General features: G+C 48.6%; 23 protein-coding genes. 4 read left to right on the forward strand and 19 right to left on the reverse strand.

Going from position 1 to position 23,385, the window contains the following annotated elements; translation table 11 throughout:
• Positions 1 to 38: 38 nt before the first annotated feature.
• Complete coding sequence (locus tag ACXAGC_RS10295; RefSeq protein ID WP_474844310.1) at positions 39 to 503, forward strand: YchJ family protein; 465 nt, start codon at positions 39 to 41, stop codon at positions 501 to 503.
• Between the two features lie 53 nt (positions 504 to 556).
• Here the strand turns inward: ACXAGC_RS10295 and ACXAGC_RS10300 are convergent, their stop codons facing one another.
• From ACXAGC_RS10300 to yceD, 15 genes are all read right to left on the reverse strand, one after another.
• Positions 557 to 1,357, reverse strand: coding sequence for a DODA-type extradiol aromatic ring-opening family dioxygenase (locus ACXAGC_RS10300; RefSeq protein WP_474844311.1), 801 nt, complete (start codon positions 1,355 to 1,357; stop codon positions 557 to 559).
• A gap of 123 nt (positions 1,358 to 1,480) precedes the next feature.
• A complete protein-coding gene (locus tag ACXAGC_RS10305) occupies positions 1,481 to 2,053 on the reverse strand; it encodes a pyridoxamine 5'-phosphate oxidase family protein (protein ID WP_474844312.1) in 573 nt (190 codons plus the stop codon).
• Positions 2,040 to 2,810, reverse strand: a complete 771-nt coding sequence (locus ACXAGC_RS10310) for a TatD family hydrolase (protein ID WP_474844313.1) — start codon at positions 2,808 to 2,810, stop codon at positions 2,040 to 2,042. The genes ACXAGC_RS10305 and ACXAGC_RS10310 overlap by 14 nt, the downstream gene beginning before the upstream one ends.
• Positions 2,811 to 2,825: 15 nt before the next feature.
• On the reverse strand, positions 2,826 to 3,716 hold the full coding sequence (gene holB, locus ACXAGC_RS10315; RefSeq protein ID WP_474844314.1) for a DNA polymerase III subunit delta': 891 nt from the start codon (positions 3,714 to 3,716) through the stop codon (positions 2,826 to 2,828).
• Positions 3,713 to 4,330, reverse strand: a complete 618-nt coding sequence (gene tmk / locus ACXAGC_RS10320; RefSeq protein ID WP_474844315.1) for a dTMP kinase — start codon at positions 4,328 to 4,330, stop codon at positions 3,713 to 3,715. Before tmk ends, holB begins: the two co-directional genes overlap by 4 nt.
• A gap of 1 nt (position 4,331) precedes the next feature.
• Positions 4,332 to 5,351: an endolytic transglycosylase MltG gene (gene mltG / locus ACXAGC_RS10325; protein WP_474844316.1), complete on the reverse strand. Its 1,020-nt coding sequence runs from the start codon at positions 5,349 to 5,351 to the stop codon at positions 4,332 to 4,334.
• Positions 5,335 to 6,141 carry an aminodeoxychorismate lyase gene (gene pabC / locus ACXAGC_RS10330; protein ID WP_474844317.1) on the reverse strand — a complete coding sequence of 269 codons (807 nt, stop codon included), beginning with the start codon at positions 6,139 to 6,141 and terminating at the stop codon, positions 5,335 to 5,337. Before pabC ends, mltG begins: the two co-directional genes overlap by 17 nt.
• A 171-nt stretch (positions 6,142 to 6,312) precedes the next feature.
• Entirely contained in the window at positions 6,313 to 7,557 is a 1,245-nt protein-coding gene (fabF, locus tag ACXAGC_RS10335) for a beta-ketoacyl-ACP synthase II (RefSeq protein ID WP_474844318.1), read from the reverse strand.
• Between the two features lie 79 nt (positions 7,558 to 7,636).
• A complete protein-coding gene (acpP, locus tag ACXAGC_RS10340; protein ID WP_012518211.1) occupies positions 7,637 to 7,876 on the reverse strand; it encodes an acyl carrier protein in 240 nt (79 codons plus the stop codon).
• Between the two features lie 194 nt (positions 7,877 to 8,070).
• The gene (gene fabG, locus ACXAGC_RS10345; protein WP_474844319.1) at positions 8,071 to 8,811 is read right to left on the reverse strand and encodes a 3-oxoacyl-ACP reductase FabG; all 741 of its coding nucleotides are present in this window, start codon (positions 8,809 to 8,811) and stop codon (positions 8,071 to 8,073) included.
• A gap of 21 nt (positions 8,812 to 8,832) precedes the next feature.
• Positions 8,833 to 9,756 carry an ACP S-malonyltransferase gene (fabD, locus tag ACXAGC_RS10350; RefSeq protein ID WP_474844320.1) on the reverse strand — a complete coding sequence of 308 codons (924 nt, stop codon included), beginning with the start codon at positions 9,754 to 9,756 and terminating at the stop codon, positions 8,833 to 8,835.
• 47 nt (positions 9,757 to 9,803) lie between these two features.
• The gene (locus tag ACXAGC_RS10355; RefSeq protein WP_119501520.1) at positions 9,804 to 10,769 is read right to left on the reverse strand and encodes a beta-ketoacyl-ACP synthase III; all 966 of its coding nucleotides are present in this window, start codon (positions 10,767 to 10,769) and stop codon (positions 9,804 to 9,806) included.
• On the reverse strand, positions 10,766 to 11,791 hold the full coding sequence (gene plsX, locus ACXAGC_RS10360) for a phosphate acyltransferase PlsX (protein ID WP_119501521.1): 1,026 nt from the start codon (positions 11,789 to 11,791) through the stop codon (positions 10,766 to 10,768). The genes ACXAGC_RS10355 and plsX overlap by 4 nt, the downstream gene beginning before the upstream one ends.
• 17 nt (positions 11,792 to 11,808) lie before the next feature.
• Positions 11,809 to 11,979: a 50S ribosomal protein L32 gene (rpmF, locus tag ACXAGC_RS10365; protein WP_119501522.1), complete on the reverse strand. Its 171-nt coding sequence runs from the start codon at positions 11,977 to 11,979 to the stop codon at positions 11,809 to 11,811.
• A gap of 3 nt (positions 11,980 to 11,982) precedes the next feature.
• Positions 11,983 to 12,516, reverse strand: a complete 534-nt coding sequence (yceD, locus tag ACXAGC_RS10370) for a 23S rRNA accumulation protein YceD (RefSeq protein WP_474844321.1) — start codon at positions 12,514 to 12,516, stop codon at positions 11,983 to 11,985.
• A 189-nt stretch (positions 12,517 to 12,705) separates the two neighbouring features.
• Here yceD and ACXAGC_RS10375 point away from each other — a divergent pair, with 189 nt between their 5' ends.
• Positions 12,706 to 13,332, forward strand: coding sequence for a Maf family protein (locus tag ACXAGC_RS10375; protein WP_474844322.1), 627 nt, complete (start codon positions 12,706 to 12,708; stop codon positions 13,330 to 13,332).
• Here ACXAGC_RS10375 and ACXAGC_RS10380 read toward each other — a convergent pair.
• Both ACXAGC_RS10380 and rluC read right to left on the reverse strand, forming a co-directional pair.
• Positions 13,318 to 13,968, reverse strand: a complete 651-nt coding sequence (locus tag ACXAGC_RS10380; RefSeq protein WP_474844323.1) for an HAD-IA family hydrolase — start codon at positions 13,966 to 13,968, stop codon at positions 13,318 to 13,320. The two genes, ACXAGC_RS10375 and ACXAGC_RS10380, sit on opposite strands and share 15 nt — an antisense overlap.
• Positions 13,958 to 14,908, reverse strand: coding sequence for a 23S rRNA pseudouridine(955/2504/2580) synthase RluC (rluC, locus tag ACXAGC_RS10385; RefSeq protein ID WP_474844324.1), 951 nt, complete (start codon positions 14,906 to 14,908; stop codon positions 13,958 to 13,960). The genes ACXAGC_RS10380 and rluC overlap by 11 nt, the downstream gene beginning before the upstream one ends.
• Before the next feature lie 638 nt (positions 14,909 to 15,546).
• Between rluC and rne the strand changes: the two genes are divergently transcribed.
• Together rne and ACXAGC_RS10395 are read left to right on the forward strand one after the other, a co-directional pair.
• Positions 15,547 to 18,762 carry a ribonuclease E gene (rne, locus tag ACXAGC_RS10390; RefSeq protein WP_474844325.1) on the forward strand — a complete coding sequence of 1,072 codons (3,216 nt, stop codon included), beginning with the start codon at positions 15,547 to 15,549 and terminating at the stop codon, positions 18,760 to 18,762.
• A gap of 85 nt (positions 18,763 to 18,847) precedes the next feature.
• A complete protein-coding gene (locus tag ACXAGC_RS10395) occupies positions 18,848 to 19,831 on the forward strand; it encodes a phosphotransferase (RefSeq protein ID WP_474844326.1) in 984 nt (327 codons plus the stop codon).
• Positions 19,832 to 19,863: 32 nt separating this feature from the next.
• Here ACXAGC_RS10395 and ACXAGC_RS10400 read toward each other — a convergent pair whose 3' ends face one another.
• Together ACXAGC_RS10400 and topA are read right to left on the reverse strand one after the other, a co-directional pair.
• Positions 19,864 to 20,415 carry a DUF2058 domain-containing protein gene (locus tag ACXAGC_RS10400; protein WP_474844327.1) on the reverse strand — a complete coding sequence of 184 codons (552 nt, stop codon included), beginning with the start codon at positions 20,413 to 20,415 and terminating at the stop codon, positions 19,864 to 19,866.
• 7 nt (positions 20,416 to 20,422) lie between these two features.
• Positions 20,423 to 23,056: a type I DNA topoisomerase gene (gene topA / locus ACXAGC_RS10405; RefSeq protein WP_474844328.1), complete on the reverse strand. Its 2,634-nt coding sequence runs from the start codon at positions 23,054 to 23,056 to the stop codon at positions 20,423 to 20,425.
• Between the last annotated feature and the right edge of the window lie 329 nt (positions 23,057 to 23,385).

A 23,385-nucleotide genomic window follows, 5' to 3' on the forward strand; every position in this document is an offset into this window, starting at 1 on the left:
AAGGTACACTGCCCCGAAAAAGTTTAACGGGCATAATAATGCAGTGTTATTGCAATAGCGGTAAAGACAGAAATCAGTGTTGCGGGCCATTGCTGGCTGGCCAGCAAGAGGCGACTTCACCGGAACAACTGATGCGTTCGAGATACTCCGCGTATGTCAGCAAAAATTATGAATACGTACTCAAAACCTATACAGCTTCAAAGCGGGCAGATTTGACAGTCAGTGCTCTTGAAGAAAGTGCATCCGGCACGACCTGGCTCCATCTTGATGTATTGCAAACAAATACAAACCATGTGGAATTCAGAGCGTGGTATGCTGAGAGGCGGAAAACCGGTGTTCTCCATGAAACATCACTGTTCCTGGAAGAAAACAATTGCTGGCGCTATGACAGCGGAAAATTGCATGATGATACCGGCACCGTAAAAATTAGCAGAAACGATCCCTGTTTCTGTCAGAGCGGTAAAAAATTCAAACTTTGCTGCCAGCGAAAGACAGGTTCCTGACGGAAGTGCAGCTCAGGACAATTATCAAACCATCCTGAACGACCCCACGGTTGTCACCATAAAAATGTTGTCGCCAGTTTTCCTGCAATGTGCGTTTGAAAGGCGTGCTTTGCCGGTTTCCCTGCAAGTCCGTAACATACGTGTAGGGGCAATAAATGTTCTTCACGGGGATGGCAAAATCTGGCATTCGGCGCCGTTGTTTCCCAATTGATGAGTTGATGTGAGCGCTCTCCTTCCCTGATACCGACATCAGTCATCAGTGTTTTCAGCCAGAGCTGAAAAGCATCATTCATTTCATCTGCACCGGCAACCGGTTTGAAGAACGCTTTCATATTGTGGAAGGAAAATCCTGAGCCTATCACCAGCGTTTTTGATAAATCACATTTTGCCAGTGCCTCACCCATGCGTACATGCATAGCAGCATCGAGATACTTGCTTAATGATAACTGTACGACAGGAATATCAGCCTGAGGAAACATGATTTTCAGCGGCACGAACATACCGTGATCAAACCCTCTTTCCGGTGACACTGATAATTTTATGCCGGCCGCTCTGACAGACTCTTGTAATGCTCCGGCAAATTGGGGATCCCCGGGGGCCGGATAGGTAATACTGTAAGCTTCTTCCGGAAAGCCATAATAATCATAAATTAAACCGGGTGACGGATGCCCTGTTACGCTAAAGTTACTTTCCTCCCAGTGCGCACTGATCAGGAGAATGCGCTCCGGTACCGGCAGAGAGGCAGCGATCCCGCTTAGTTGATCTACCATGCCCTGGTGAGAAGGCTCACCAAGAAGCGGAAATGGTCCGCCACCGTGAGAAAGATAAATAATATTCTGAGCAAGATTTTGCATAAAGACTCCGGGAAACAGAAACTACTATCGTGTTGACGCTTATTTTCCTATTGATCCCGCGTACTGTCTGTATGCTTAAATGAAACGGTGAAGACGATTTAATGAAATGGTGATTACCGGTTTTCAGGGAATAACAGCCCGGATTTGCCAGTCGTTATCACATCGTGTCTGGAATTCCCGATATTGAGGGTTACCTTTCAGGTTCAGGTAATCAACTGAGTCTGCCCTGAAAGCCAGCTTGCAGAAATGAGGCGGGGCTATATTCATATCACCTTCCGCCTTGAGAGGCTTTGCCGGTTGTCTGACAGAACCCGGTACACCCCACAGAAATTGCTTTTTGCCCTGTACCGACATTTCACACCATGCGCGGTGAATATCTTCCGGTGCGTTATCCGTAGTGATAATTGTAGTAGTGCAATTTAAACGGTATTGCTCTCTGCTGCCGGTAAAGTACCAGCAAATAGCAGCATTGGCATTCGCTTTAAGCGCGTCAGCTTTTGCAGTTCTCAGATCAGACACCGCGTAAATAATCCCTTCATCACTATCGAGCTGCCGGAAAACCAGCGTGCGGTTTTCAGGCAAGCCGTCCTTATTGCAGGTGGCAACCTGCATGAAGCGGCTTTCAGGTGAATCTTTACCGGCCTGTAAGCTTTTCAAAAGCCGCTCAGTCCAGATAAGGGGTTTATTGTCTGACATGACTGAATAAGGTGTAAAAGTTTTCAGTGGTCTGTCTTGCCAGTTCTTCCACGGTTACCCCTTTTACTGATGCAATAAATTCAGCCACTTCGACCACAAAGCCAGGCTGATTTTGTTTTCCCCTGTGAGGAACCGGTGCCAGCCATGGAGAATCCGTTTCTATCAACAAGCGCTCAATGGGTAACGCTTTTACCACTTCACGGAGTTCATCCGCTGAGTTAAACGTCACAATGCCAGAAATGGAAACATAAAAACCCATATCGATAGCAGCCAGGGCCATATCAAGACTTTCGGTAAAACAATGTAATACCCCTTTTGTTTCAGGATTTTTATGTTCCTTAAGCAAAGACAGCGTGTCTTCGCGGGCATCTCTGGTATGAATGATCAGCGGTTTTTTTAGGACATTCGCAACCTTGATATGATCCACAAATGAAGCGAGCTGCACTTCTTTGGTGTCAGCACTGTAAAAATAATCCAGACCCGTTTCACCAATTGCAACAACTTCAGGATTAGACGCTTTCGCCAGTAATGTGTCGTAATCACAGGCATCTTCCTGATGTAAGGGATGAACCCCGCATGAAACAGACACATCAGGAAAGTCTTTTACCGCTTCATACATGTCATCGTAGTCTTTAACAGAAACAGAGACGCACAGGAAATGCTCAACTCCCCGCTGACGGGCAAACTTCAGGGTTTCTTCCAGTCCGGCCTTGTCCATTTTTAACCGGTCCAGATGGCAATGGGAATCTACGAACAAAATTCAGTACCTTATTTATAACGGGTTAACAGAAAAAACGGCCAGTACGCCGGTGAGGATCACCGCTTTATTTACGCCGGGATGCTGCAGTTGTGCAGACGCCTGCTGACATTTTAACGACGCCCGGTAATCGTCGGAATGCAATGTGCGGATATATTTTTCATGGGCATCGCTTTGCAGCCATTTTACTACCTGAACAGCGTGCTCCTGCCATTTCACAGCCAGACTGCGGGGAGATTCTTTATTCCCCATCAAATCCGCAATCCCCTGCTGATAGCCGTTAAACGACAACCCTTCAGCACCTTCCTGCAAACTGTCCAGTACAGTATAAGGCGCATAGCCGTAGGCTTTTAAGGTTGCCGGGGTAACGTCAGTCATGCCCTGCGCGCCAAGCCAGTCGATAACGGTCTGCTCTGCCGGTAAAGGAATATCATGTTTTTCGCACCGGCTCAGAATAGTGGGTAACAGCGCCGTTTTGCGACTCGTAAGTAATAATAAATAAGTATTTACCGTCGGTTCTTCCAACGTTTTGAGTAACGCATTAGAAGCCGCTTCTGTCATGGTATCCGCGTCAGGGATCACCAGTACCTTATTGTTACCCAACTGAGCAGTCCCAGCTAACTTTTGTATGCCACCCCGCACAGCATCAACGCCGAGTTGCTTTTCACTGACAAGCTGGTGATAGTCCGGATGGTTACCGGCTTCGAAAAGCAGACAACTCTGACATTGACCACAACTTCCTTCATCTGATACCTGTTTGCACAGTAAGGTTTTTGCCAGTGCTGTAGCCAGTACGCGTTTGCCGGTACCTGCAATACCTGATAGCAATAATGCGTGATGCAGACTACGCAACCGGAGTCTGTCTGTAAAATTCAGCAACAGAGGTCGCAGCCATCCGGGCGTCATGGCAGGTTAGCCTCCAGCGTACTCAACACATCCTGATGTACGTTTTCCATAGGCTGCATGGCATCAATGAGAAACGCCGTTGGCGATTCATTTGTCAGTGACAGATATTTTTCACGGGTGCGCTCAAAAAAAGCCAGCCCGGAACGTTCGATCCGATCTAACTCTCCCCGTCCCCGCGCCCGTTGCAATCCGGTTTCCGGCTCGACATCAAGATACAAGGTGAGATCGGGACCAAAGCCCTGCAGACACAACTCCCGGAGCGCCATCAACTTATCTTCAGGGATTTGCCTGCCGCCGCCCTGGTAGGCAAGTGAACTCATATCATGACGGTCACCCAGCACCCACTCTCCTCTTTCGAGGGCCGGATGGACAACGTTAACCAGCAACTGACGGCGGGCAGCATACATCAGCATTAATTCCGTTTCTTCTGCTACCGTCTCCTGCCAGTCACCTTTAACACATTCACGGATAGCCTCAGCCATCGGCGTACCACCCGGCTCACGGGTACAAACACAGGAATGCCCGCGGCTTTCAATGAACTGTTTCACTACCTCAATAACAGAGCTTTTACCTGCTCCTTCAAGGCCCTCTATAACAATGAATTTTCCTGACATATTATTCTTTTTTGATATTCCGCTGATACTGGTTAACGGCCTCATTGTGGGCTTCCAGCGTAGATGAAAAAACATGTGTCCCGTCACCGCGGGACACAAAATAAAGCGCATCCGTCAGCGACGGATTCAGCGCCGCATCGATAGCCGCTTTACCCGGCATAGCAATAGGAGTGGGCGGTAAACCGTTTATAGTATACGTATTGTACGGTGTTTTACCCCGTAAGTGCTGACGGGTCAGATTACCGTCAAACTCATCGCCAAGACCATAAATAACGGTGGGATCGGTTTGCAGGCGCATACCATTGTCCAACCGGTTAACAAATACACCGGCAATGAGAGGCCGCTCACTGGCGACGGCAGTTTCTTTCTCAATAATTGACGCCATGATCAGCACATCGTAAGGCGTTTGATAGGGCAATGTCCCCGGGCGGTTATCCCATTGTGGCTGAATATAGCGGCTCAATGCTTCACCGGCGCGTCTGAGGATATCAGAGACAGACGTACCGGCAGTATAGTGATAGGTATCTGCCAGGAATAAACCCTCCGGCCAGGCCTGTGAATCATAACCTTCAACGGCGGCTGCCAGCCCGGACAATGCATCATCTCCGGTAACATCCTGAACCAGATTCATATCGGCTCTGAGTAAAATCAGCCACTGGCTGAGCGTCAACCCTTCCACAAGACTTATCTGAAACTGATATTCATCACCACTGGCAAACAGATACAGGGCGTCCACTGCAGACATCCCGGGCGTTAACTGATAGGTACCCGCTCTGACAGCACTGGCCTGCTGATCCAGTTTCAACCACACTTTTGCAGTAAGGAGAGGAAAAGACGCCAGGCCGTTATCGAGTAAATCGCGGACAACAGAAGTCGCAGAACTGCCCTGGGGTACGGTATACAAAACGTCATCTTCTAACGAAAGTGGTGCTGTGAGTTGTTTAACAGACCAGAAATAAGCGATGGCCAGGAAAGCAAAGCCGGCAAAAAGCACTGCAAGGATACTAATCAGGCGTTTCATGTTCCCTCTCATAAGCCTCATTCATTTGCTGCTGCAACGTCCACACCGGCCCGCAATCGAAGCGAACCTCTGCATCATCAAACTGAATACGGTTCAGCGGTACAATGTGCATCAACGCATTACATAAAAAAACCGCGCTGGCTTCTTTAAGATCTGAAATCGTAAATTTTCCTGTTATCACAGGCTTGCCGGCCTGCTCAAGGGTAGAAAGAATAAACGCCCGGTAAACACCGGCCACGCCGGCGTTATCCAGTGAGGGCGTATACCACTGACCGTCTGCATACCAGAACACATTGCTGGCACTCGCCTCTGTCACGTAGCCCTGCATATCACACACGATGGCATCATCGAGGGTAATCTGTTCTTTCACCAGCACCTGTTCGAGCCGGTTTATATGCTTGATACCTGCGAGCAAAGGTTGCAAACCCAGCGTCACCGGGCTGATGTCAGCAGCAATTCCCTGCTTCTGCCAGCAAGCATACTGAGCCGGCACAGAGAAGTCAGATAACCGCCAGACAGCAGATTGCCCTGCCGGACGCTGATAACCACGACCGCCGCAACCTGAAGAAATGTGCACTTTCAGCACGCCATCAGCCAGTTTTTCCGCTGCCGCATGCACTTGTTCAGTTAGCAAGGCCAAATCTACAGTTAATCCCAACCGGGCACTGTCGTTTTGTAAACGCTGTTTATGAAGAGACCACAGAGCAACACGGCCACAAGCCACATGCATAGTGGTAAACATGCCATCACCGTATTGAAATGCGCGGTCCTGATGTATGCCTTCAGACATAAAGAGTGTGAGTCATTGATAAAATTCAGTGCGGAAGTATACCAGCAGATGCAGGGATTTACAGTGTGCAGACGCGGCTTACAAAAACCGGAAGCGAGTTACGCATAACCAATCACTACACTTCAGATACAAAAAAGGCAGCGTGATGCTGCCTTTTCGCAATCAATTACATTAACCGTCAATACGTTTGAAGATTAATGAACCGTTAGTACCACCGAAGCCGAATGAATTACATAAGGCGTAAGGCGTATCGAATGATTTCGCTTTGTGTGCAACAAAATCAAGATCACAGCCTTCACCCGGATTGTCCAGGTTGATAGTAGGCGGCGCCATTTTGTCACGCAGTGCAAGCACGGTGAAAATAGCTTCTACCGAACCGGCAGCACCCAACAGGTGACCGGTCATTGACTTAGTCGAGCTGACCAGTAAATGATGAGCATGCTCACCGAATACCCGCTTTACTGCTGCAACTTCTGCAATGTCTCCAGCTGGTGTGGACGTACCATGAGCATTGATATAACCAATATCTTCACGGTTAACGCCGCCATCCAGTAAGGCATTTTCCATAGAACGGGCTGCGCCTTCACCATCTGCAGGAGGTGAAGTCATGTGATATGCATCACCGCTCATTCCGAAGCCTGTCAGTTCAGCATAGATTTTGGCACCACGGGCAACGGCTGATTCATAAGATTCCAGCATCATCACACCGGCACCTTCACCCATAACAAAGCCATCACGGTCTTTATCCCAAGGACGGCTGGCTTGCTGCGGCGCATCGTTGTTTGAGGACAGCGCTCTGGCTGCCGCAAAACCTGCGATACCCAGCGGGGTAATAGAGGCTTCAGCACCACCTGCAAGCATGGCGTCAGCATCGCCGTAAGCGATAGTACGCGCTGCCACACCAATATTGTGCACACCGGTTGTACAGGCCGTCACGATATTCAGGTTCGGCCCTTTCAGCCCTTCCATGATAGACAGGAAGCCGGAAATCATGTTGGTGATAGTAGAAGGCACAAAAAACGGTGAAACGCGCTTAGGACCGCTGTTCATCAGTTTAACGTGGTTCTGCTCGATTTGTTCAAGACCGCCGATACCTGAACCGATAGCCACACCTACACGGTGAGCATTCTCATCAGTAATCGCCAGACCGGAATCAGCAAGCGCCTGCTTACCCGCGGCAATGCCGAGCTGGATAAACCGGTCCATCTTTTTTGCTTCTTTCTTTTCGATGTAATCTTGCGGGTCGAAATCATCGACTTGACCGGCAAAACGAGTGGAATAGTTACTGCAATCGAATAAGGTGATGTCACCGATACCACTTTCACCTTTTAACAGGCGGCTCCACGTGTCTTCAACATTAGAAGCCAGTGGTGAAAGCATACCCATACCAGTAACTACTACGCGACGTTTTGTCACAAAAAGCCCTCGTATTGGAACTAACGTTAGATACGAAAACGGCTCTTAACAGAGCCGTTTTCGCAAAACTCAGGAACGCTTACGCGTCTTTATTTGCGTTGATGTAGTCGATAGCAGACTGAACGGTAGTGATCTTCTCTGCTTCTTCATCAGGAATTTCAGTATCGAACTCTTCTTCTAAAGCCATAACCAGCTCAACAGTGTCGAGTGAATCTGCGCCCAAATCATCAACGAAGGAAGCTTCAGCTTTTACTTCTTCTTCTTTAACGCCCAGCTGTTCTACGATGATCTTTTTTACGCGCTCTTCGATGTTACTCATAATTCTAGGTTTCCCTTAACGTCACTAGATAAAAAAGTGCCGCTAGTTTATTTTGCAAGGACTATCCTTGCAAGTACCAAGTGATGTAAATATCCTGGTCAAACCAGCAACCAACCAATTAATTCTACAATTTTTTAACACCAACACCCAAGCAAAACAAGGCTCAGGCACGAAATTGCTGCCAGATGGCAACATTAATTCATATACATTCCACCATTTACATGGATGGTTTCACCAGTGATGTACGCAGCGCCATCACTGACTAAGAAAGCAACAGTTGAAGCAATTTCTTCCGGTGCACCCAGTCTGTTTGCCGGGATGTCCTTAAAGATCGCTTCTCGCTGGTCGTCTGTCAATGCTTTCGTCATGTCTGTATCGATAAAGCCCGGAGCGACCACATTGATGGTGATACCGCGGGATGCCACTTCACGTGCCATAGATTTGGAAAATCCAATCACACCGGCTTTTGCAGCAGCATAGTTTGCCTGTCCGGCATTACCGGCACTGCCCACTACTGAACCAACATTGACGATACGACCATAACGCTTCTTCATCATACCGCGTAACACGGCTTTAGACAGCGTAAAGATAGATGACAGATTGGTATCTATAATGTCCTGCCACTCGTCATCTTTCATTCGCATTAACAGATTATCACGGGTGATACCGGCATTATTGATCAGAATATCAATAGCACCAAATTCATCAGTAACGTTCTTCAGCACGGTTTCCACCGATGCTTTGTCTGTCACATTTAATGGCAGGCCTTTACCGCCTGATGCAGCTAAATATTCAGAAATAGCAGCAGCGCCGTTTTCGCTGGTTGCTGTACCCACAACGGTTGCACCCTGCGCAGACAGTGCTTCAGCAATAGCTTTACCGATACCGCGACTTGCGCCTGTTACTAAGGCGACTTTACCTGATAACTGACTCATAATTTTCCTGATTCTGAGTAATTAAAGATCAGCCAGTGTGTCCGGCGTATTTACCGCAACACTGGTTAATGCTTTATCAATTCGTTTAGTCAGACCGGTTAATACTTTACCCGGCCCCACCTCAATAATTTTCTCTACGCCCTTCGCGGCAAGGAACTCGACGGTACGGGTCCACTGCACCGGACAGTATAACTGACGTACGAGCGCATCTTTAATGGCTTCAGCCGAAGACTCTACGCTCACATCAACATTGTTCACCACGTTAATCGCAGGTGCAGTAATGTTGATTGCAGCCAGTGCATCATCTAACTGGTCAGCAGCTGGACGCATCAGTTCGCAGTGAGACGGCACACTGACAGCCAGTGGTAACGCACGTTTTGCACCGGCGTCTTTACATGCCGTTGCAGCTTGTTCTGCGGCAGCCTTTTCACCGGCAATGACCACCTGGCCCGGCGAATTGAAGTTAACCGGAGACACAACTTCACCGGTTGCAATAGCTGTTTGCTGACAACACTCAGCAATGGTTTCATCATCCAGCCCGATAATGGCGTACATTGCCCCTGCTCCGGCCGGTACGGCCTGTTGCATGAACTGACCACGGGCTTCTACCAGCTTCACCGCGTCTTTAAATTCAATGGCTCCGGCACAAACCAGCGCTGAATATTCACCCAGACTGTGACCGGCCAGGTAATCTACCTGGATCTGCTTTTCCTGAAGAATACGCCAGATGGCAACACTGGCTGTCAGCAGCGCAGGCTGCGTGATGTGAGTCTCATTTAACTTGCCGTCGGCATCATTCTGCACCAGATCCCACAAGTCATATCCCAACTCGTCTGACGCTTCTTTAAATGTATCAATTACAACAGGGTGGCTTTCAGCCAGCTCTTTAAGCATGCCGACAGACTGGGAACCTTGTCCCGGAAATACACAAGCTGTACGAGTCATTATTGTTCCTTATTGTTATCTTTATCGTGCCGGTCTGCAGACCGGACTTAATATCTTACCAGAGCTGAAGCCCAGGCGAAGCCTCCGCCGAATGCTTCAAGAAGAAGATTCTGACCACGTTTAATACGGCCATCTCTGATAGCAGTATCCAGTGCTGTAGGCACGGTTGCAGCAGACGTGTTACCGTATTTTTCCAGAGTCAGCACAACCTGATCTAACGACATGTCCAGCTTTCTGGCAGTCGCTTTAATAATGCGGAAGTTTGCCTGGTGCGGTACCAGCCAGTCAAGATCAGATTTTGCCATATTATTGGCTGCAAGGGTTTGTTCTACAGTCTCAGACAATTTAGTGACGGCCACTTTGAAAGTCTCATTGCCTTTCATAGCACACCAGTTTTCTTCAACGGAAGATGCTACACCCCGTTGAGGATTACCGGCATAGAGTAATTCACCGTATGAACCGTCTGCGTGAATATGGGTAGACAAAATACCCGGTTCCTCACTGGCTTCAATGACCGTTGCACCTGCACCGTCGCCAAACAGAATGATTGTACCGCGGTCGGTAGGATCCATCATGCGGGTCAGACAGTCTGTACCAATAACCAGCACCCGTTTAGCCATACCAGACTTGATGTACTGATCGGCAATACTCAGGGCATAACAATAACCGGCACAGGCAGCGGCAACATCAAACGCAGGAATGCCGTTAATGTCGAGCATCGCCTGAATTTCACACGCTGTGCTGGGAAATGCATGGGCACCACTGGTGGTTGCACACACAATCATGTCGATGGACTTCGGGTCGATACCGGCAGCTTCTATAGCATGCTTACTGGCTTCAAATCCCATGGTGGCGGCTGTTTCGTCAGCACCGATAATGCGTCTTTCTTTAATCCCGGTACGTTCAGTGATCCATTCATCACTGGTATCGACCATTTTTTCCAGGTCGGCATTAGTACGCACTTCACTGGGATAATAACTTCCGGTCCCGATAATTCGTGAATAATTGCTCAAAGCTGCTCCAACAAAACCGTTTCTATTTTACTTTTTATTTTCTCAGGAATGCCCATTTTGGCTTCTTGCATTGCCTGATAAATCGCATAGTAAAAAGCGTCAGCGGAAGCGTTTCCGTGACTCTTGATGACAATGCCGCGCAATCCTATCAGACTCGCCCCGTTATACTGGTCGGGGTTCACCCTGTTGTAGATGCTTTTCAGCAGCGGCAACGCTATTCTGGCCATCAAACGGCTTAAAAGGTTCATTTGGGATTGTCGTTTTACTTCATTAATAACCAGTTTGGCTAAACCTTCGGTAGATTTAAGGGCAATATTGCCGGTAAATCCGTCGGTCACCACGACATCGGCATAATCAGTAAAAATGTCATCCCCTTCCACATAACCTATATAATTCAGTGCGCTGGCATTTCTGAACAACTGATCGGCAATCTTTACCTGCGCATTTCCTTTTATATCTTCTTCGCCTACGTTCAGTAGCGCCACTCTCGGCTTTTCAATACCGGACACTTCCTGGGCAAGTACACTGGCCATCACACCATATTGAAACAGTATTTCTGACGTACAGTTTACGTTTGCGCCAAGATCCAGCAGAAACACTTTATGGTGACTGGCCGTCGGCATAGCCGAAACAAGGGCTGGCCGGTCAATACCGGGCAATGTTTTCAGAAGATAATAAGCCATTGCCAGCAACGCGCCGGTATTTCCGGCACTGACACAGGCATCGGCCTCCCCGGATTCCACCAGTTCAATAATGCGGCGCATAGAAGATTGCTTTTTATTGCGCAATGCAAAGGCAGGCGCATCGCCCATATCAACGACATCGTCGCAATGCTCGATGGTGACTCTTGCACGTTGTTCTGGCAATAAATCAGCGACAGCAGGTTCAATGACGGACTGCTGGCCACATAAGATAAATTTGAAATCTGGATGTTGCCGGATGGCTTTGAGGGTAGCGGAAAGGATAACAGGGGGACCATGATCGCCCCCCATGATATCTAACGCAATGGTTAGCTTAGACAAAAGTTGTCACCTACTGATTAGCGGGCGATTACTTTTTTGCCTTTATAGTAACCATCTGCGGTTACGTGATGACGACGGTGTGTTTCACCCGACGTTGAATCGACAGACAAAGTCGCGCCTGTCAATGCATCGTGTGAACGACGCATACCACGCTTAGAGCGTGTTTTACGATTTTGTTGTACTGCCATAACTTACTCCTGGTCTCGCTTAAGTTCTTTCAAAACCGCGAAAGGGTTTGGTCGCTCATGTTCCGGACTGATTTTACCAAATGTCATATCATCTTTACCAAGGCCGCAATCCTCCTCTGCATGAAGGGCTACGATAGGTAATGAGATAATCAACTCGTCTTCAAATAATTGAAGTAAATCGACTTCTCCGTGGTCGTTGACCTCTACCGGTTCATAGGCTTCGGGTAATGCATCTGCCTCATCCTGATCTTGTCCCTGCACCGGACTAAAACAGAATTCGGTATGAAGTGAGTTTGGAAACTCGCCATTACACCTCTGACAGATAAGTGTTACCTGTGCGCTTAAGTGACCGTGAAAGACAGTAAGACCCTGCGCGTCTTTTTCGAACTGTACTTCTGCGTTCACCCATTCATCACAGCTGACAACAGCTTCATTCAATCGTTCCAGATCTTTACTTGCGATAACACCCCGGTAATCGGAACGTTTCACAGCGCTTTTCACCGGATCGACGGTATGAGGTAATTTCACTTTCTGCATAGGGCGCGCATATTATAGATTTGGTATCTCAGTGTCAAAAGATTAATCGCCTTTTAGCACGGATTCGACCGGTTGGCGGACAGATTGTCAGGTATTCGGGATAAAAACAGCCGGCGACTCGAAAATATCGCGGATTTATGGCTTACTCCCGCTACTATCTGGCACGCTATGTAACCGAAAGAGGAATTCATGTATACATCCCCCCGCTTTATTCTGGCCACATCTTCTGTTTACCGCCAGGCACAATTCGCTTCTCTCGGTGTTAATGCCACAATTATCGCACCGGATATAGATGAAAGCCCCTTACCGGATGAACAGCCGGGGGCACTGGCAGAAAGGCTGGCGGCAGCAAAAGCCGGTAAAGTAGCAACCGGGACGGAAAACGGAATTGTTATTGCCGGCGATCAGGTAGCTTCCCTGTCTACCGGTCCCGGCACCACAATTATACTCGGCAAGCCCGGAACTCATGAGGCTGCAACGGAACAGCTTTTATTAAGTAGCGACCGCTGCGTGACATTCTATTCTGCCCTGAGCATTATTGACGCTGCCACAAAAGAGCAGACAACAGCCACCGAAATAACAAAAGTGCATTTCCGTTCTCTCAGCAAAACACACATTGAACATTACCTGCAGGACGAAAAACCCTATGACTGCGCCGGCAGCTTTAAGTCCGAAGGTAAAGGTACCTTGCTGTTTGAACGAATTGAATCCCGTGATCCGAATGCCCTCATCGGCTTACCGGTTATGCTTTTGCGGGATATGCTTGCCGGTTACGGAATTGATTTATTGTTACTCGCCACTTCAATGACTGAGTAATAATGATTCCAGTTCCGCAATACTGTGCACAACAGCCAGCGGCGCAAACCGTTCCAGGTGAACCTGTGCATGCACTCCATAAGATACACCAATACGTGCAATACCTGCGTCCTGCGCCATTTGCATATCAAAGGTGGTATCCCCGATCATCACCGCATCCGACTTATCGACTCCGGCTTCTGCGAGCAGTTGCAGGATCATATCCGGCGACGGTTTGGACTCTGCGTCATCAGCACAACGTGAAAAGCTGAAATAGTGACCGGTATCTGTGTTCTTCCAGGCACGGTCAAGTCCCCTTCTCGCTTTACCGGTAGCAACAGCAAGCGTTCGTCCACTATTTTTTAATGAAGTGAGCATCTGCTCAGTGCCGTTAAACATAGGGCTTGGTGTCTGGTCCTGTTCAATAAACGCATTTTTATAGGCTTCAAACAGCCGGTCTGTCAGTGCTTCATCAGTGATGTTAAACAGCTTTTGAATTGCCGGACGCAGACTGATACCGATAATTCCCCCGACAGCTTCAGCCGGTGGGATCGCTACTTCGCATTGACGTGCAGCAAGCTGCATGCAATTTACAATTTTGGCCGCTGAATCCATCAACGTGCCGTCCCAGTCGAAAATAACAAATTTATACTTCATTTAACTGCTTTAGCGCTCTGGTTAGTTGTTCATCAAGGGGCGCCTGAAAACGAACTGTCTCTCCGCTGCCAGGATGTATGAACTGAATGCTGGCGGCATGCAGAAACAGACGCTTTAAATCACGGCTGCGCATAGTGTCATCGAACTGTTCATCGCCATATTTGGGATCGCAGGCAATAGGATGACCGGCATGCAAACAGTGCACACGTATTTGATGCGTTCTGCCTGTAATAGGAGATGCTTCTACCAGGGTGGCATCTTCATAGCGGGTCAGAATGCGATAGCGGGTTTCTGATGGCTTACCATTTTCATTCACGCTCACCAGCCTTTCGCCGGATTGCAGTACGTTTTTCAACAACGGCGCTTTTACTTTAAAACGGTTTTCAGGCCATTGACCGGCGACCAGTGCCTGATAGCGCTTGTCCATTTGTCCGTCACGAAGCTGGGCATGCAGATGGCGCAGTGCTGAACGTTTTTTAGCAATGATAATGCAGCCGGAAGTGTCCCGGTCGAGACGGTGCACCAGTTCCATAAACTGAGCATCGGGCCGTAGTGCCCTAAGGCCCTCAATCAAACCGAAATTCAGGCAGCTGCCACCATGCACCGCAGTGCCGGAAGGTTTGTTAATGACCAGAATGCGGTCATCCTCGAACAATATACAATGCTCAAGTTCTGCCACCTTATCCAGTTTCGGATTCGGCGTATCTTTGGGTTCTGATACCCGCACCGGCGGAATGCGGATAACATCATCAGCCTGAAGCTTATATTCCGGCTTTACTCTGCCTTTATTTACCCGCACTTCACCTTTACGCAAAATCCGGTAAATCATACTTTTCGGCACACCCTTTAACTGGGTACGCAAATAATTGTCGATGCGCTGCCCTTCGAGATCTGGCTCGATGGTAACGAAACGAACTTGTTGGGGGGTATCTTCTTTCATGGGCGGGAGTATACCTGAGCAAGTATGGATACGCTAAAGCTAAATAGCGCAAACCGGGACCATTTCAACAGACAATTGAGGGTCCTCCCGTTCTGCCGGATTGGTTAAAGAACAGCCATTCTTACGCTCGGGCCTGTCTTTTATGTAATTAATTTCTGAATATGACGTTTTTTAGTACAAAAGGGAGTTAACTTTGCTTGCTAAACCCGAAACGTTGGTGAGATAATCGCGTGTGATTTTGCAGTAAACATGCTTAAGCAAAATCCGGTTCGAACTTAATTAATGAACCATAATATTGTGCGGACAACTGAATAAACGCATTCGTCCGGTTTATAAAGGCAGCACAAAAGCCTTTAGAACGTTGCACAAACTGATGAAAATAAAGTTCGCCGTTTAGCAAACAGAATTAAATTGACCTTTGCCCCTGTAATGACGGGGGTGAAAATGAAAAAAGATAGTAAGGGCCGTCGTTCCCGACACCCCGCATTTAATTGTCCGGCTAACTGAAATGCCGGTATTTATGGGTAATACGACTAAACAACAAATCCCGCACACAGCCGTGAGGCTGGGTGACGCGTATTTGCACGTGTCATTTTGATTTTGTGTCTAAGCGGCTGTACAAAACAGAGTTAGATACAATGAAAAGAATGTTGATTAACGCAACTCAACAAGAAGAGTTGCGCGTTGCCCTGGTTGACGGGCAACGGCTGTATGATCTTGATATTGAAAGCCCGGGTCACGAACAAAAAAAGGCGAATATATACAAAGGTAAGATTACCCGCGTAGAACCCAGCCTTGAAGCTGCTTTCGTAGACTACGGCGCAGACCGTCATGGCTTCCTGCCTCTGAAAGAAATTGCCCGCACTTACTTCCCGAAAGGTTATAAATTCGAAGGCCGCCCGAACATCAAAGATGTGATTAAAGAAGGCCAGGAAGTTATTGTTCAGATTGATAAAGAAGAGCGTGGCCAGAAAGGCGCAGCCCTCACTACTTTCCTGTCACTGGCTGGTAGTTACCTGGTACTGATGCCGAATAACCCCCGCGCAGGTGGTATTTCCCGCCGCATCGAAGGTGATGAGCGAACGGATCTGAAAGATGCCCTGTCCCGCCTGGATTTACCGGACGGCATGGGTCTGATTGTCCGTACTGCTGGTGTAGGTAAATCTTACGAAGAACTGGAATGGGATTTAAAAGTACTCCTGAAGCACTGGGAAGCCATTTCAGAAGTCGCTGAAAGCCGTGCGGCGCCATTCCTTATCCATCAGGAAAGTAACGTTATTGTTCGTGCCATCCGCGACTATCTGCGCCGTGATATCGGTGAGATCCTGATTGATAAAACCAGTATCTATGAAGAAGCCCTGCAGCACATTGAACTGGTGCGTCCGGACTTTGCAAACCGTGTAAAACTGTACAAGGGTGACGTACCTCTGTTCAGTCACTACCAGATTGAAAGTCAAATCGAATCAGCTTTCCAGCGTGAAGTCCGTCTGCCTTCCGGCGGTTCAATTGTTATCGATCCTACGGAAGCATTGACATCCATCGACATTAACTCTGCCCGCGCAACAAAAGGCGGAGATATTGAAGAAACAGCCCTGAATACCAACCTTGAAGCCGCCGACGAGATTGCCCGTCAGTTGCGTCTTCGCGACTTAGGTGGTCTGGTAGTCATCGACTTTATCGATATGACACCGGTCCGTCACCAGCGCGAAGTTGAAAAACGTATGCAGGATGCTGTGCGCTCTGACCGTGCACGTGTTCAGCTGGGTCGTATCTCACGTTTCGGCTTGCTGGAAATGTCACGTCAGCGTTTACGTCCTTCTCTTGGCGAGTCAGCTCACCATGTATGTCCGCGCTGTTCCGGTCACGGTACGATACGTGGTACAGAATCCCTTGCGCTGTCGATTCTGCGGATTATCGAAGAAGAAAGCATCAAAGATAATACCGGTCAGATTGAAGCTCAGTTGCCGGTACCGGTAGCTACCTATCTGCTGAATGAAAAGCGTAAATCAATCAATGTGATCGAGAAGCGTCATAACGTTTCCCTGCTGTTGATCCCTAACCCTCACCTGGACACGCCGCATTACGAAGTTATTCGCCACCGTCCGGATGAAGTCATTTCTGATGCAAGCTATAACGTTGCCCTGAAAGAGCAGGACGAGACAGAGGCCTATCAGCCTGCTGCAGCACCGGTAAAACGTGAAGAACCTGCATTGAAAGGTCTCGTTGCGCCGACTCAGGCTCCGCCTGCTCCTGTAGCAGCGCCTGCAGCTAAAGAAGCAACTGCACCGGCAGCCACTGAAACCCTGTTCACCAAACTGGGCAAATGGATTTCTTCTGTACTTGGCGGTGAAGACAAGAAAGAAGAAGAAACAAAGACTGAAGAGAAGACGCGTAGTCCGCGTAATAATCGCAATAATGACAACCGCAACAGAAAACCACGCAACAACCGTAACCGTCGTGGTAAGCAGTCTGAGAACAGCAATGAGCGTGATGAGAGTAAGCAGACTCAGAAACGCCAGGATGATAAGCGTAACAGTCGTCCTAAGTCCCGCCGTAAGCCGCAGGAAGATAAAAAGGCCAAGCCGGAACAGCAAAATCAAAACCGTGAGGCCGAAGCGCAAACTGACAATCAGGAAGCACAGCCAGCCCGTAAGAAGCAGGTTGCCGAGCGTCGTAAGCGTCGTGACAACCGCCGCAGCGTTCGTGTAAATAAAGACGCAGCGGATAAGTCAGCGACACAACAGCCTCAGGCAGACAAATCTGACACTAAACATTCTGTGGTTGAAGTGAAAGAAGCCGTTACTGAGACTGTACAGACTTTAGCACCTTCGGATACTCAGTTTGCTACAGAAGCACCGGCCAGCAGCCCTGAGCAAAGTCAAAAAGGCTCTGGTCTGACTCAAGACAGCACGGAGCGAACTCAGGCTGACGCTGAGCAGAGCAACACCAGTAAAGCTCAGAACATTGATGTGCCTGCTTCTGCGGAAGCGGCAGAGCAAGCTGACAGTACTGCGTCTGAACAGGATGCTTCCGGCGATGAAAATGGTCAGAAGCGAGAAAGCCGTGGCCGCTCACGTCGTTCTCCGCGTCATGTACGGGCAGCGGGTCAACGCCGTAAGAAGGAGCAGTCTCCCGCCGGTGACGCAGCAGAGGACAACGCACCACAGCAAGTCAGTGATGCTTCTGAAGTTGCGGATTCTGATGCAGCTACCGGCGCAGTGCAGGATGAACTGCAATTTGATATTGCACATCCTGAAGAAGATACACAGGCTAAAAAGCCAAAATCAGCGAAGCCCCGTGTACGTGTTGACGGTGATCAGCTGACCGCTGTGCCGGCTTCTCCTGAGCAGGTTGAGATTAATCTAGCTGCCCATGCAGAATCAGAAACTGAACAGCAGAATCCTGCTCAGGAAACGGAAAATGCGACTCAGGAAGCACAGAGTTCAACTGAATCTGTAGCTGAACAGAGTACAACTGAAACAAAATCTACGGAAACGGTAGCTGAAGTTGCTGAAAAAGCAGCACCGGTATCTGAAAACTCTGTAGCTGCCACGGCAGAGAAAGAGGTGAAATCAGAAGCCGTAGCACCTGTTGCCAAACCTGCGGTTGCGAAAGCCACTTTCAGAGCAACAAGCAGCACCGGACAAAAATCAGCATCACATCCGATGGCATTGCCACCGGTTGTAGAAGCAGTGTTCAGTGATGTAACAGCAGGCGCGATGAAAGATGAAAGCCGCCCTGCACTGCTGGTGTCAGGTAAAGCAGCATCGGTATCACAGGCGACTTCATCCGCATCTGCGGCTATGACGTTACCTGCCAGTGCATCTGAAGCAGCAGTTGCTGAAGAGGCATGAGGCTGACAGCCCTGTTGAGGCTGTCAATCCCTGCACGTGATAACAAAGCCGTACCTTGAGTACGGCTTTTTTAATGGTAAAAATAATGACTGTTCTTTCACTAAGCCAATATCTCAACTGGCTGAACACTGTGTCCGGAACACAGTACACCGAAGCTTCACTCATCCAGTCATTATGGAGTGGTTACGGCGCCTGTTTCAGAGCGGTGAACAAAAATACGGGCAAACCTGTAGTGGTGAAATGTATCCGGCCCGCGAACAGCACAGCGCATCCCCGTGGCTGGCAATCAGATCACAGTCATCAGCGAAAACTCCGCTCATTTGAAGTTGAACATTATTTTTATCAGGCACTGGCTCCGCTTACGGGTTCAGCATGTAAAGTACCTGACTATCTGGGCGGTAGTGCTGAAGGCGATAACAGAATGATTATCATGGAGGACTTATCTGCCAGCGGATTCCCGTTGACAACATACTCACTGACGCTGGCGCAGGCAAAATGCGTATTGCGCTGGCTGGGCGAATTCCACGGACGTTTTATGCATTGTTCTGATGGAAAAGTATGGAAGGAAGGCACTTACTGGCATCTGGGAACAAGACAAAACGAATGGGCAGCCATGCCCGACTCTCCGTTAAAGTCTACTGCCGTGCAGATTGACGATGCCCTTAAAAATGCCCGTTTTTCTACCCTTCTTCACGGTGACGCGAAAGTGGCCAACTTCTGTTTTGATGAACAATTTGTCGATTGTGCCGCAGTTGATTTCCAGTACTGTGGTCACGGGGCGGGTATCAAAGACGTAGTGTATTTCATGGGAAGTGCACTGAGTGATGAGGATCAGAGAAACGGTAAAGAAACCTGTCTCCGGCATTATTTCTCAGCGTTAAAAGGTTCTCTTGCTAAACACTGTCCGCAAACGGATGCAGAAGCTGCGGAGGCAGAATGGCGGGGGCTTTATGATTTGGCAAATGCCGACTTCCACCGCTTTCTTGCAGGCTGGAGCCCTGAACACGTGAAAATTAACCGCGCGTTACAAGACTCCACTGATAATGCACTGGCGGGACTACAAAGCTGAAGTCCTGCCGGCGCACTACTGAACCGGTAAAATTACCAGGTCAGGTCGTCCGGGATCTCGTAGTCGGCGTACCAGTCCTCTTCGTCTTCCTGTTGACCTTCGTTGTTGCTGGTATCCAGGTCGGCACGGTAAACCACTACAGATTCATCACGCTGAGCAATTTTATCAGCAACCGGTGACGGCACCAGTTCATACGCTCCGTCGAGAGCAACCACAGCCAGACGGCCTTTCGTCACCTGCTTATGGACAGCGGCTGAAACATACATACGTTTAACCACATTTTCGTGGGTGAAGTTCAGTAAGGTATCACCGTCACGGCTTTGTTTATTCACCGTGATAAGTTGCTTGATTTGCGCAGCAACAGAGCGCTTTTCACGCTCCTGTTGCTGTTCAGCATTTAACTGACGGTCCCGCTCTTTTTTCTCAGCAGCGGCCTGTTCAGCAGCGATTTTGGCAGCATCAGCTTCTACCTGCTGATTCTTATTTTTCAGCTTTTGCTTTTTGCGCTTTTCCGCCCGGGCATTCTTTGCCGAATTTTTATCGGCCAGACCTGCCTTTAAGAGTTGATCCTGTAATGAAGCCACCTGACACCTATTTCTTTTTCTTGTCCTGGGTTACCCATTTGCCATCCTGATACCAGGACGACCACCCTGTTGATTTACCGCTGTCATTTTCAGACATAACGTATTGCTGCTTAGTTTTTCTGCTGTAACGCACAATGGCCGGATTACCTTCCGGATCCTTTTGCGGCGCATCCGCCAGATAGTAAAACTTAGGCGAAATACGATCTCTGAAACGGGCCAGTTCCTCAACCTTTGGTGCACGGGTTTCCCTTGATTTAGGGAAATTATGTGCTGCGAGGAATATACCGGAGGCACCGTCACGCAATACGAAGTGCGCATCAGACTTCTCACAGGGCAATTCAGGTAAATCCACCGGATCTTCTTTTGGTGGCGCAGCTTCGCCGTTACGCAGCAGCTTACGGGTATTCTTACATTCTTCGCTGGTGCAACCGAAGTATTTACCAAACCGGCCGTTCTTCAGCTCCATATCGCTGCCGCACTTATCACATTCGATAACCGGGCCGTCGTACCCTTTAATCTTAAATGTACCGGCTTCTACGTAAGTCCCCGGACAGGTCGGTGTGTTACCACACACATGCAGTTTACGCTTTTCATCTACCAGATAGCTGTCCATTGCCGTACCACATACGTCACAACGGCGCTTAGCCCGCAAGGCTTCGGTTTCCAGCTCTTCTTCGTTATCGACTTTCACCACTTCGTCACCCGGTGTCAGGTTCATGGTGTTGGTGCAACGCTCTTTCGGAGGCAGGTTGTAACCTGAGCATCCTAAGAATACACCGGTAGATGCGGTACGGACGTTCATTTCACGGCCACACTTGTCGCATTCAATACCAGCCGGGACCGCCTGATTGGTACGCATTCCACCTTCTTCAGCGTCCTTTTCTGCTTTCAGTAACTTGGCGTAGAAATCGTTGTAGAAACTGTCGAGAACCTGCTTCCAGTTTTTCTTACCTTCTGCAATGTCATCGAGATGCTGTTCCATATTGGCAGTGAAATCATAACTCATCAGGTCGTCGAAGTTTTCCATCAGACGATCATTAACAATTTCACCCATTTTTTCAGCATAGAAACGTTTATTTTCCAGCCGGACATAACCACGATCCTGAATCGTGGATATAATGCTGGCGTAGGTAGAAGGCCGGCCAATGCCACGTTTCTCAAGCTCTTTTACCAGTGAAGCTTCGTTAAAACGGGCCACCGGTTTTGTAAAGTGCTGTTTAGGATCCAGGGCCTGCAAATCGAGGGCTTCGCCCTGCTTCACGTCCGGCAGTAACAGTTCTTCATCACCCTTCTTACGGATTTGTGGCTGTACCTTAGTCCAACCGTCAAATTTCAGTACCCGGCCCTTCGCCACCAGTTCATAATCACCGGCAGTTACACGGATCGTAGTGGCATCATATTTTGCGTTTGTCATCTGACATGCAACAAACTGACGCCAGATCAGCTCATACAGGCGCTGTGCGTCTCTCTCCATCTCTTTAAGCGACGCTGCCTGCACATTTACGTTTGAAGGACGAATCGCTTCGTGGGCTTCCTGAGCGCCTTCTTTGCTACCGTAACGGATAGGTGAATCTGGCAGATACTTGTCACCAAAATTATCGTCGATGTAAGCACGGCAATTATCCAGCGCTTCCTGACTCAGATTCGTTGAGTCTGTACGCATATAGGTAATATGACCAGCTTCGTACAATCGCTGAGCCAGCATCATAGTTTTCTTAACACCAAAACCAAGACGTGTACTGGCCGCCTGCTGCAGAGTAGATGTAATAAACGGTGCTGACGGTTTACTTTGCGTGGGTTTAGACTCACGGCTTTCAACCACGTATTGCGCTTTTTCCAGTTCGGCCAGCGCTGCATCGGTTTCTTTCTTATTAACCGGTTTAAACGCTTTATCGCGGTAACGGTTAACCAGCATACGCAGTTGCTGTTTCGCACCTGATGTTACATCTGCATGTACGTCCCAGAATTCTTCCGGTACAAAAGCCTTAATTTCCCGCTCACGCTCGACAACCAGACGAACGGCGACTGACTGCACACGACCGGCAGACAACCCGCGGGCAATTTTCTTCCACAACAGCGGTGACACCATGAAACCCACAACGCGGTCAAGGAAACGTCTTGCCTGCTGGGCATTCACGCGATCAGTGTTAACCTCACCGGGATGAGAGAAAGCTTCCTGAATGGCGTTTTTGGTGATTTCGTTAAACACCACGCGCTGATAAGTTTTATTCTTCTCGCCAAGGAGTTCCCGCAGGTGCCATGCAATGGCTTCCCCTTCGCGGTCCAAATCCGTTGCGAGATAAACGGTGTCAGCGTCTTTTGCGAGCTTCTTCAGCTCATTGACAACTTTTTCTTTGCCCTGAAGCACCTGATAATGTGCTTTCCAGTCTGCTTCAGGGTCGACGCCCATGCGATCTACCAGTTTACGGTATTCATATTTGCGCAGATATTCTTCCCGCGCATCATCGCTTAACGTTTTCAGTTCTTTTGCCGGTTTTTTGGGCTCAACATTGCCGACCGCCTTCGTAGGCAAGTCGCGCACGTGGCCAACAGAAGATTTTACGATAAAATTTTTACCGAGATATTTATTTATCGTTTTTGCTTTTGCTGGTGACTCGACAATAACCAGTGATTTTGCCATAAAAATTGATTAAACCTGTTCGTAATCAGAGATTTAGATCATCTCATTGAATAATAAAGGGTATAAAGAAGTGATGGTGCACTACCCTTTCTTTTTTTAACATATATCTACAAAGTGAATGGAAAACAAGATCTTCTTAATAGTTATTCTGTCGCCTGCTTCAAATACCGCCACAAACCGTTCACTTTTTAATCACTCACGTTGGCAAGGCCATTAAAAACCGTATAATGCCGCCAATTCAGTGAGCAAAAAAGACGGTTTATTTGCTGCCTTCCCCTGCTTTATTTGGGTTCTTACGCTAAATTCAAGCAACGGCCGGCAGTCATTCA

The sequence above is a fragment of the Alteromonas sp. AWJ4_197 genome, assembly GCF_056160285.1.